This is a genomic window from Microbulbifer maximicatervae (SeqCode) (assembly GCF_056232625.1).
In genome coordinates, this window is the sequence record NZ_CP174324.1 from 2414457 (window position 1) to 2426733 (window position 12277).

The following is a 12277-nucleotide window of genomic DNA, read 5'->3' on the forward strand; positions in this document are numbered from 1 at the left end:
CTCTTTTTGTTACCACCGGGCTATCACAGCGGCATAGCTTAACTGTACAGGACCAGCCAGTCGAGCCCGGTAGATTTTAACGCCGTTGTGCGTATTGAAGCGCCACCTGCTCACGTCCCAACAGTTCCCTGAGGGACTGGACCATCTGGTCGTTTGGTTCTACGTTCCACTGCGGCGGCAGTCGGTACAAGCCCCGGGCATCGTGGCGGGAAACCTCAAGGCTCACCCCGCACTGACCACCGGTATAGGGTTGCAGGCAAGCGGCCAGCCGCTTGGCCAGCCCCGGTGCCACACTGCCGCTATCCACTCGCAAACGCACCCCGGTCACCCGGCTCTGGCGCAGTTCATCAAGCGTGGAAACGCTGTTTACTGTCATCTTCAGCCCGCCACTGTAATCGTCAGTGGCAACCGGTCCATCCAATACCAGCAGAGCATCTTTGGCCAACTTATCCCTGTGTTCGCCAAAGGCTTCGCTGAACATGGCCGCCTCAATACGGCCACTGCGGTCATCCAGGGTAACAATAGCCATGGAATCACCGCGTTTAGTCTTCATTACCCGCATCGCCACAACCAGGCCCGCAACTTTTTGCGATTCCCGGCCGGGTTTCAAATCGGCGATTCGCGCCTTCACCAGGTGTTGTAACTCACCGGCATACTCGTCAATCGGGTGCCCAGTGAGATACAGACCCAGGGTATTCTTTTCGCCTTCCAGGCGCTCGCGGATACTCCAGCAGCGTGTGCGACGGAAATCCTCGTACACATCGCCTTCCGATGCCTGGGGCACCACTTCGCCAAACAGGTCCATCATGCCCGCATTGGCATTGGCCTTTTGCTGTTCCGCCGCTTTTACCGCTTCATCCAGCGCGTTAAACAGCACTGCACGGGAATAATCCAAACCGTCGGCACCATTGGTATCCGGGCCTATGCTGTCCAGTGCTCCGGAGCGCACCAGTGCCTCCAGTGCGCGCTTGTTCACCTTGCGTGGGTCAACCCGCGAGCAGAAGTCGAACAGGTCGGTAAAGGGACCGCCCTCTTCCCGCGCCGCAATAATATTTTCAATCGGACCTTCACCCAGGCCCTTAATCGCACCGAGACCGTAGATAATGCGATTGTCGATATCCACCGAGAACTGGAAGCTGCCCAGATTCACGTCCGGCGGCACCAGCACCAGCTCCATGGCTCGGCACTCTTCGATAAAGGTCACCACCTTATCGGTCTTATCCATATCCGAAGACATGGTCGCCGCCATAAACTGGGCGGGATAGTGCGCTTTCAGCCAAGCGGTTTGGTATGACACCAGTGCGTAAGCCGCAGAGTGCGACTTGTTAAAACCATAGCCTGCGAACTTCTCTACCAGGTCGAAGATCTTAATCGCAAGTTCGGGGTCAATTCCTTGCTCTTTTGCCCCATTTTCAAAAGTGGCCCTCTGTTTGGCCATTTCCTCCGGTTTCTTTTTACCCATCGCCCGGCGCAACAGGTCGGCGCCACCGAGGGTATAGCCCGCCAACTCCTGGGCGATCTGCATCACCTGTTCCTGGTAAACAATAACCCCGTAAGTGGGCTCCAGGATCGGTTGCAGTTTTTCATGCTGGTATTTGGCATCCGGGTAGGCCACCTGGGCGCGACCGTGCTTACGGTTAATAAAGTCATCAACCATGCCCGATTGCAGCGGACCCGGACGGAACAGGGCCACCAGGGCAATCATATCTTCCAGGTTGTCCGGCTGCAGGCGCTTGATCAGGTCCTTCATACCCCGGGATTCCAGCTGGAATACCGCCGTGGTCTCTGCCCGTTTGAGCATTTTGAAGGTTTCTTCATCGTCCAGCGGCAGCGCGGCAATATCCAGGGGCTCCTCACCCTCACGCGCGCGGGTCTCGTCCACCATGCGCTTGGCCCAGTCGATGATGGTCAGCGTTCGCAGGCCGAGGAAGTCGAACTTCACCAGACCCGCATCTTCCACATCGTTTTTATCGAACTGGGTTACCAGACCCGCGCCGGTCTCGTCACAGTAGAGCGGCGCAAAATCGGTGAGCTTGGTGGGGGCGATAACCACACCACCGGCGTGCTTGCCCACATTACGGGAGACCCCTTCGAGTTGCAGGGCCATCTCCCAGATTTCCTGGCCCTCATCGTCGTGGTCGAGGAATTCCCGCAGGATCTCTTCCTGGTCGAAAGCCTTTTGCAGGGTCATGCCCACATCGGGGGGAATCATTTTGGACAGCTTGTCGGCGAGGCCGTAAGACTTGCCCTGCACCCGCGCCACATCTCGCACCACCGCCTTCGCGGCCATGGTTCCGAAGGTAATAATCTGGCTCACCGCCTGGCGGCCATAGTTATCCGCAACGTAGCCAATTACCCGGTCGCGCTTCTCCATACAGAAGTCGATATCGAAGTCGGGCATCGACACCCGCTCCGGGTTCAGGAATCGTTCGAACAGCAGATCGTATTGCAGTGGGTCCAGATCGGTAATGTCCAGCGAGTAGGCCACAAGGGAACCGGCACCGGAACCCCGCCCCGGGCCCACCGGGATATCGTGGTCTTTGGCCCACTGGATAAAGTCCATTACGATCAGGAAGTAACCGGGGAATCCCATCTGGATAATGATATCCAGCTCAAAGCGCAGGCGGTCTTCGTAGATCTGGCGGCGCTCGGCATAGTCCGCAGCGGACTTGTCGAGGATGGTGGCGAGGCGCCGCTCCATACCTTCATAGGAGACCTTTTCGAAGAACTGGTCTTCGGTCATGCCCTCGGGAATCGGATATTCCGGCAGGAAGTATTTACCCAACTGGATCGGTGCAGAGCAGCGCTTGGCGATCTCCACAGTGTTTTCCAGGGCTTCGGGGATATCGCTAAACAGCTCCCACATCTCTTCCGGTGTGCGGAAATACTGCTGCGCGGAATAGCGGCGTTCGCGGCGAGGGTCATCGAGGGCGCGGCCTTCGTGGATACAAACGCGCACCTCGTGGGCCTCGAACTCGCTCTCGTCCATAAAGCGCACGTCATTAGTGGCTACCACTGGCAAGTTCAGGTTCTGGGCCAACTTCACCGCCGAGTGCAGGTAGTCCTCATCGCCGGCGCGACCGGTGCGCTGTAACTCCAGGTAGTAGCGGCCGGGAAATAACTCCGCCCACTCCCGTGCCAGCTCCTCTGCTTGGGCGCGGCGCCCCGCTACCAGGGCACGGCCCACATCGCCGTACTTGGCACCGGACAGCATCAGCACCCCTTCGCTGTACTCCTTAACCCATTCGCGCTTGATATAGGCGTTACCGTGGTACTGGCCTTCCATCCAGGCGCGGGAAATCAGCTCGGTAATATTGCGGTAGCCATCGGCGTTCATCGCATAGAGCGTGATCAGCGTGGGCTTGCCCTCGCCGCCTTCGCTGAGCCAAAAATCCGCTGCGGTAATCGGCTTGATACCGGAGCCCAAACAGGCCCGGTAGAATTTAATCTGCCCGTAGAGGTTGCACTGGTCGGTAATCGCCAGGGCTGGCATTTCCAGCTCCTGGGCGCGGGCGATGGCCGGCTTGATTCTTACCAGGCCATCGATCAGGGAAAATTCTGAGTGAATTCTTAGGTGGACAAAGGGTTGGGTCATAGTCGCATTTAGTTCCGGGCCCTGCGAGGCCCGGCCCCGACAAAGCGCTATCGATTGTTTACCAGATTCGGCCCATTTGCCGCGCGCGCTCGGTGCAGAGCTTTAACACTGCACGGCGCTCATCATTGTTCATGGAGCCCCAACGGCTGATTTCGTTACCACTGCGAAAACAGCCCTCGCACAGGTCCTGCTCATTCAGGGCACATACGGAGATACAGGGGGATTTCACCGGGCGCTCTTTCGGCTCCACGGTTTTTACCGGTTGTTCAGACATCTTTAGCCTCAAGCGGGACCAGTTCACTGGCGAAATGTTTGCCGTTGGCCGCATAGTGATCGCTGCTGGCTTTGAGCAGCTCGTAGGTGGCGGGATCGAGAGATTTTACTACCTTGCCGGGAGAGCCCAGCACCATAGAGTAATCGGGGATTTCTGTGCCCTCGGTCACCAGCGCATTGGCGCCAATGATACAGCACTTGCCGATTTTGGCCCGGTTTAAGATCACGGCATTGATACCAATCAGGCTGTAATCACCAATGTCACAGCCGTGCAGCATCACTTTATGGCCTACGGTGACACCGGTGCCGATGGTTAATGGCACACCCACATCGGCATGCAATACCGAGCCATCCTGTACGTTGCTGTATTCACCGATAGTGATCGGCGCACAGTCACCGCGCACCACTGCATTAAACCATACGGAGCTGTGCGCAAGCATACGCACATCTCCAATCACATGGGCACCGGGCGCAATATAGTGGCCCTCACCTTCCAGTTGTGGCTGTTTATCCCCCAATCTGTACAGCATTTGGCCTCCGGCTCGATATGATTATGAACCGCTTATTATCTCGCGCCAAAGAGGCCGTGGCTAGGGAGAGATGATTGCGCTTTTCCCAATATTACCCGCTAGAGCAGCTCGCCCTGCTGGACAAAGTTGGCACCCTCAAGAGTGAGCAAGCGCGCTTTCAAAGACAGGCCGCCGGCGTAGCCGGTAAGGCTGCCATTGGCTCCGATTACGCGGTGGCAGGGAATAACGATCGCAATCGGGTTCGCACCATTGGCCCGCGCCACCGCGCGAATAGCCCGTGGCTGGTCCAACCACTGGGCTTGCTGGCTGTAACTGCGGGTTTCGCCAAAGGGAATTTGCAACAGGGCATCCCAAACCCGGCGCTGAAATTCAGTACCCTTTGGCGCCAGTGGCAGATCAAAATTTTTGCGCTGGCCGGCGATATATTCCCGCAACTGCTGGGCGGCCAAATCCGTCAGCTCCGAGGCGCCCCGCTGCCAACCGGCTCCCAAACGCAATGGCCGTTCATCGTCATAAAACTGGAGTGCAACTATCCCCCGGGAGAAACCCTCTCCCTCCTGCTCGCAGGCCGCGATGGCAACATCACCCAATTTCGTGGTGTAACTCTCATAGACAATCATTTTTTCTCTCCAGATTTCAGGGACTGCCACAACAAAATGGCTCCATATGCCCGCCAGGGCCGCCACTGCTCTGCCCGCTCCAGGGCCTGCTTGGGTTTAGCCTTTTCACCATCACTGCCCAGGGCTTGCAGAATACCCAAATCCGACGCGGGGAAAGCATCCGGCATCGACAGGCCGCGCATAGCAATATAATGCGCCGTCCAATCGCCAATACCCGGCAGAGCTGTGGCCTGGCTGCACCAATCCTCCAGGGACTGATCGGCAAAACTCACACGGCCATCCAAAGTTGCGGCAACAAACTCCTGTAGGGTTTTCATCCGAGCCCGAGTCAAGCCCAGATCGGCAAAGTCCGCCTCAGCGAGACGCTCCGCCGTTGGGAATAAAAACCGTTCTCTGCCGGCATCATCCACAAAAGACTCCCCGTAGCGGGCCACTATACGTCCGGCAATAGTGGTCGCCGCCGCGACACTGATCTGCTGACCGAGAATCGCCCGCAGCGCATATTCGAATGGGTCCCAGGCACCGGGCAAGCGCAGGCCCGGATTCTTCGCCAACTGATCCGCCAGCAATGGATCTTCGTTTAATACCGTCTGGATCTCTTCAATATCCGCATCCAGATCAAACAGCCGGCGCAAGCGCTGGTTCAGTAGATATAACCCTGCCCCACCCTCCTGACCAAAAACTTCCACTACCAGGCGATTTCTTTCCGGATCATGGGAGACCTCCATCACGCCGCGACAAGCATCCAGTTCGAAACTGCGTGAATAGACCTCCCCCTCCACCTGTTCTACCCCGGCCAAAGCGCGGGTTCCCAAAAAAGCCAGGAGTTGTTGCCAATCTAGTGGCGGGCGGTAATCCAGGTACAGCCGAACCCGTGTGGCACTCGCCTTCTCAGCGCGCTCTGCATGCCCCTCCCTCCGCACCTCGGATGGAGTGCGTTGATAGATCTGTTTGAATACGCCGTTAAAGCGTCTCAAGCTGTTAAAACCGGATTCGTAGGCGATTTCAGCAATAGGCAGGTCCGTATCCCGCAGTAAACGAAAAGCAAACAGTGCCCGCTCAGTTTGCCAAACCGCTAAGGGGCTTACCCCCAGGTGCTCAGAGAACAGACGGCGCAAATAGCGGCTGCTGACCCCGAGCCGCTCTGCCAGTCGCTCCACAGATTGAGGCTCGCGCTCACTGCGCATCAGTTTTAAAGCGCGCTGCACGGTGGTCGAAACCAATCCCCAAGCTGGGCTGCCCGGCGCAGAATCGGGGCGACAGCGCAGACAGGGCCTAAAGCCCGCATTGGTCGCCTCCGCCGCAGTCTCAAAATAAGTAACATTGCGCTCCAGCGGTGGCCGAGCGGGACAGATCGGGCGGCAGAAAATGCCGGTTGTTTTCACTGCTGTATAGAAGCGCCCATCAAAGCGTCGGTCTCGGGCCAATCGCGCACTGGAGCAAACTGCTGCATCAATCTTCATAAGTCTCTCTCATTTCTGTCTACCAGTGTATGGATTGGACGGTATCGGAACTAGTCAAAAACGGAACTGACCATTTTGGGCTATAGACTTGGAGGTCAGGAAAGTGAGATCCAGAGGGGAAGGGGCCAATTGGGCTCTCTTTAATTATCTCTTTCAAGGAATGCCTAGGTTGAGAAGTCACATCTAAAAATTATTTTTAAGTAAAACTATACAATCGAGTTTTTATAAATTGCAGAGAGGTATTCCTTACATAGACTGAATAGCCTTGATATAGGTTTACCGCTTGGTAAAAAATTATTGACTAAATAAGCGATAATTTGTCGGATAAATTCTGTATAGCTTGTTTGCTCTTTTAAAAATTACAGCTTTCAGCAACTTAGAAAAGCTGCCTTTGCAAGTTGCTACTTCTATGAATCGGTCTGTAAGCCAGAAACACCATGAAGTGATTCAACAGCAATCTAGGTTTTCGAGCAGCCATGCCGCTACTTGGCTCAGCGCCAGCTTTATATACGGTAATCCCAGCCAGCAATAAAAAGGCACACAGATATATTTTTGATCAGTTTGACTGTTATTTTTCCAGAACGGCTTTAACAAGAAAAAATTTGTTGAAATACAATAAGTTACAAAGTGAACCCATATTTGGGGTAGTAGTCAAAGTGATCGCTTTTACTTTTGGTACGATTACCGTAAAAGCAAGAAACTATTCGATTAGAATAACACTTTTTAGCCAAGGCGTAAGATTGATTCCAGAATAGTAATGAGGATAATAGTGGCCAGAATAATCTCTATATAAATGTTAGACAAGATAATAAATAAAGACTAAGGATGGAATTGTGTTACAAATCCCAAAAAGAACAAAAAATCTCCTTGAGAAAAATCCAAACTATAACAGTTTTGTATTATCCAGCATTACGAATATTGGAGACTGGCTGAGCGATAACAAACCTGTTTTTTTTCCTGAATATACGGACCATGGCCTAGTTCACCTAAATGAAGTACTGCTAACGGCAGACAGTATTATAACTGATGAAAGCTGGGATCAGCTTTCATCGCAAGATGCTGCTGCATTGATTGTATCGGTGTTACTGCATGACTGTGCCTTGCACATTACAGAAGATGGGTTTTATTCATTAATAGCTGGAAAATTTCCGACTATTAAATCTAGATACCTAAAACAAGAAAAAGGTTGGCCGGCCCTTTGGGGTGAGTTTATGCAAGAGGCGAAAAGGTTTGATTCAAAAAAATTAATCTCTCTATTTGATGACGATAACCCTATCAAAGATATACCTAACAATAAAATAGATTTGAACGGAAGGGATAAGCTATTAATCGGTGAATTTATACGCAGACATCATGCGAGAATTGCTCATGAAATTGCATTTAACGGTGTCCCAGGCCTTGAAGAAAGAACTCTAAATCTAGCGCCCGAACCAGATAATAACTTTTTAGACCTGTGTGGATATATAGCTAGAAGCCACAACATGAGCTTGCGTTCAGCCGTAGATAATCTTGAAAAAAACAAGAAACAGGTGCATTTGAGTTGTCATGTCCCACTATTAATGTCTGTTCTCAGGATCTCAGACTATATACAAATTCACTCCCAGAGGGCGCCCAAAAAACTATTGGAGATTAAATCCCTTGTGAGCCCCATATCTCGGGGCGAATGGGAGAAACACCACTCTGTTGTTGAAATAAATAATGCTCACGATGACCCTGAGGCGATCTATATCGATGCAGAACCACCAAACGCTGTAACATATGAGGCTCTTGTAAATCTCTTTAGGGATATGCAGAGGGAGCTAGATTTATCGTGGTCCGTTCTAGGAGAGATTTATGGTCGATATGAAAACCTAAATGTACTTGGGATAACCATTCGCAGGATTAGGTCATCACTTGATAATTTAAATGAATTCATTGAGGCAAAGAACCCCGACTATATACCTAAAGTATTAGAATTCAAAACTGCAGATTCAGAAATGATGGAGCTTCTTATTACTCCGCTGTATGGCGATAAGCCAGAAATTGGCATCAGAGAGTTACTTCAGAATTCGATAGACGCATGCATAGAATTAGATGACCTGTTAATAAAAAGTAACTCATCTATTAAAAAAAATTCAAATCATGATGTTATCGTCACATTGATAGATAAATCTGAGGCTGGTGGAGAGTTAATCATTGAGGATTACGGTATCGGGATGACTCTCGATATTGTTGAAAACTATTTTTTAAATATTGGAGCATCCTTTAGAAATAGCGATCGTTGGAAGAAAGATCATGAAACTGACGGTCATTCAAATGTTTATCGTACTGGCAGATTTGGTATTGGTCTCTTAGCAGCCTATCTGCTTGGCGATGAGATGAAAGTTGAAACGAGACATATAAGCGAAGCCCCCCAAAAAGGGCTTGCTTTTACATGTAGGAAAGGAAGTGATTCAATTGTCGTTACCAACTTGGAGATGCATGTTGGAACAAAGATATCAATATCTATAAGTAACAATGTAAAGTCGGTGCTAGTCGGAAAGCCTAACGAGTGGGATTGGTTCTCACTATCCAACCCCAAAGTCATGAGAAAAATTGTGACAGATGATGGTGAAATTATTTTGGATCAATCAAAGCTTGTTCCCAATTCTGGTGAGCCCTTAGATGATGGAGCATGGAGCAGAATATTAACAGATGGCTACGATGACGTGATGTGGACCTACCAAAGGGTAGGAAAAAACCATCGATATCACGGAGAGTCGAGAAAACTAATCTGCAATGGAATAATAATCACTGACAATTTACAACTCGACAATCTTGGGATTTCATCAAAACTAGGAAGCATTGAGGCAAGAACCCCTTCACTTGTTGTTTTTGATCAAGATGGGCGCATGCCAATAAATTTGGAAAGATCTAATATTGTTGGAAAGACCCTTCCGTTTGGCGATGTACTAGCTCAAGATATTTCAGACTATTTAGCAAAGCAAATTATTGATTACTGTGGATCACTTAGTCGTGCTTTTTCAAAAACGTTTCTAGCCGAAATACTTAACCTGCCAATCAAAGGATTGAATGACTGGCGATATGGTAATTCAGAGAATGTATGTAAACTGATAGTTTCAAATAGTTCTCTGTTGCCCCTAGATTATGACTTGATCAAGCAACAAGGATTAAAAAGCATCTATATTGATGCGGCGAATCTAAGCGAAGGGAAAGGAGCCTGGAGTTCGAAGGAGTTCAATAAATTCTGTGAGAATTATCTTATTGTAGACAAAGTAACTGGATCTAAACAAAGTAGATCCTCGTGGGTCAGGACTTTCTTCGAGCTAAATCCTACAGGGTATATTTTCCAAAGCAGGATTAATCTTCTTCCTATTGTAGGAAGGCGGATACTAATTAAAAAATCAGATATTACGGATATAGTTGCTCCCGGCTATGTTCCGAAGACTTTCTGGAGAAAACTAACAATTGAGTGGGAAAACGATCACTGGAGCATGCTAGCAATAGGCAAAAATCCAAAATTTGATGCAGACATTGATAGTTTGGTAGAACAGCTTGACACATCAAATTCATTTGGCGCGATATTCTGTACTCTTGAATGGAAGGATGAAGAAGAAAATAACCATAAAGAATCTCCATTTTCGATTTCCTGGCTTAAAGAAAATAATCAGCAACCTCTATTGAAACCATAGCCAGCCAAAATAGCTGTTATTTGTGGCGGTCAGCTTCATCCATTTTCGTGATAATTGAAGGTTTAGCGCCACTAAATAACACCCTGTATTGAGAAACACAAATAGGACACTCATGAATCATGCCCAATTGAGTTAGCGGCTTATGCCTTTTGTTCGGTGGGTGTCTAAATCTGTTCTTACCAAAAGCTGGCAAAACAACCGCGATTTTTTGCGACGACTGAGCCAGTCGTTAGGTGATCATAAGGATACAACGTGAAATTCAATATTTATCTCATCAAAGAAAGGATTTTAGATTTTTCTGATGCAATATCTCCCAACTATCTTCAAGGGGAAGATGAATACATTACAGCTGATTTACGAGGGTTACCGTTTGAGGCTGTTGCGTATATTCAACGCAACAAAACATCAACACCAAATTGGGTCAGTACGTTTTCTGGGCACATCGAAAGTTCTATTCTTGAAGGAATAACTAATACCTCTTCATCAATTATGCTGATGCTGCGATCTAGTCAACGAATCTTCATTGTAACTTATGGGTACGCTTATCTCGCCTTAAAAAAAGACGTAATTGTTCCAGATTTTGGACTTAAAGTAGTATTAAATAGCGTTGAGAGTGATTCGCTTAAAGCGGTTGAAGCTAGAGGAATGGATGCTGTAGCGCGCCAACGAAAAACAGTAGTCGCAGCCTTAAGTAACATTGACAATATGGGGCTAGAGCATGATGAAGAAATGGTACTTATGGCTGGAGGAGTTCCGCAAGATAACGATCTAGCAAAAGCAATATTTGGCAGTGACTCTCTGAAAATATCAGTTAACTGTCAATTATCAGACTTATCTAGAAAATGTGCTCAATTATTGACCTTATATGGGGCAAACCATTACCAAAACCATTTTGGATTTATTGATAATATAGCTTCTGAGAGGGATGTTGATACTATAAATTCGCTAAAATCTGAACTAAGATCAACACTGAATTCAAACCCTATTGGGAACGAAATAAACTTGGCCCCATTTAAAATTGATGAATGGGACTCGGCTGAAAAATTCAGGCTTGTTTACAATAGGAGGAGAATGGATTTTGATCAGTTAGATATTGATGAGGTACAGAGGTTTTTATCAGTAAAAAATATTACAAACTTCTCACCTGAAGATATTAAAGTACGAGTTCTGGATGGAAATAATAACTCCGTTGCACCAGATAGGAGTCTCTATGAATATCTTGTTTCTGAGGTTTCTCATAATGGCATGTTATATATTGTTTGTTTAGGCAAGTGGTTTAAGATAAGTGAAGGGTTTAAAAGAGATATTGAAACTAAATTTAGCCAATTAGTTCCACCTCCAAATAACTTTTCGCTACCCAATATTCTCCCGAATGAGCACGAAGGGACTTATAACCAGAGGGTTGCCAGTAGCTGTGACAACTATGTCTGCTTAGACTCCGTCAACTATCATCCTGGCGGGAGAAGTAGCGTTGAGCCATGCGACATACTTACTAGAGACTTAAATTTTGTTTGTGTCAAACCAGGCAACAAATCTGCCACATTGAGTCATCTTTTTTCACAGGGAAAAGTATCCGCAGCATTATTGAGAGACCTACAAGAGTATAGGGAGTTTATAGTTGATAATATACCTGATGATTGGGGGGTACAGGAAACCGATATTTCCAAGCCTGAAACTATTTCATTCACGTTCGCCATAGCATCTCGACGGGAAGGAAATATGAGTGACTACTTGCCATTTTTTAGTAAATTGAATGCAGTTTTGACTCATAAAGAAATATCACGTATGGGGTATCAAGTGTTTATCTACAAAATTGAGCAATCAACACAAATAAGACACCCATGAATCATGGGTGAGGAAGAAATCGGCGGAGTAAAGATCTATACTCACCAGAGGAGCATCGAAGCACGAATATGCGGAGTATTTTGTCTATTTTTGGTGTGCAGAGCTTTCAGCACACAGGGCGAACAGGTATCGATCGGTGGGATTAAAAATGATTCAATTGAGTTGAGATGAAGGGTAAGAGAGAAACTTTTGGCAATCACACACGCCTTGGGCCCAGCGTTTATTCAATAAGTTACAGGCTTTCCGTACTGCTTCAACCGACCCTACCAATCCTTTAAAT

Annotated in this window: 7 protein-coding genes; 2 read left to right on the plus strand and 5 right to left on the minus strand. The window is 48.5% G+C overall.

From position 1 onward, the window contains the following. Positions 1–76: 76 nt before the first annotated feature. The 5 genes from dnaE to ACJJI6_RS10535 form a co-directional block, all read right to left on the minus strand. Entirely contained in the window at positions 77–3595 is a 3519-nt protein-coding gene (dnaE, locus tag ACJJI6_RS10515) for a DNA polymerase III subunit alpha (RefSeq protein WP_444894569.1), read from the minus strand. 58 nt (positions 3596–3653) lie between these two features. After that, a complete protein-coding gene (locus ACJJI6_RS10520) occupies positions 3654–3869 on the minus strand; it encodes a DUF1289 domain-containing protein (protein ID WP_108732299.1) in 216 nt (71 codons plus the stop codon). Further along, positions 3862–4398, minus strand: a complete 537-nt coding sequence (locus ACJJI6_RS10525; RefSeq protein ID WP_252085074.1) for a gamma carbonic anhydrase family protein — start codon at positions 4396–4398, stop codon at positions 3862–3864. Before ACJJI6_RS10525 ends, ACJJI6_RS10520 begins: the two co-directional genes overlap by 8 nt. 98 nt (positions 4399–4496) lie before the next feature. Further along, positions 4497–5018, minus strand: a complete 522-nt coding sequence (locus ACJJI6_RS10530; RefSeq protein ID WP_475713336.1) for a methylated-DNA--[protein]-cysteine S-methyltransferase — start codon at positions 5016–5018, stop codon at positions 4497–4499. Beyond that, a complete protein-coding gene (locus ACJJI6_RS10535; RefSeq protein ID WP_475713337.1) occupies positions 5015–6481 on the minus strand; it encodes an AlkA N-terminal domain-containing protein in 1467 nt (488 codons plus the stop codon). The genes ACJJI6_RS10530 and ACJJI6_RS10535 overlap by 4 nt, the downstream gene beginning before the upstream one ends. Before the next feature lie 833 nt (positions 6482–7314). Here ACJJI6_RS10535 and ACJJI6_RS10540 point away from each other — a divergent pair. Next, positions 7315–10152 (plus strand): HD domain-containing protein, encoded by a 2838-nt coding sequence (locus tag ACJJI6_RS10540; protein WP_475713338.1) that lies wholly within the window; start codon positions 7315–7317, stop codon positions 10150–10152. Between the two features lie 252 nt (positions 10153–10404). Further along, positions 10405–11997 (plus strand): DUF6119 family protein, encoded by a 1593-nt coding sequence (locus ACJJI6_RS10545; protein WP_475713339.1) that lies wholly within the window; start codon positions 10405–10407, stop codon positions 11995–11997. The last annotated feature ends 280 nt before the right edge of the window (positions 11998–12277 follow it).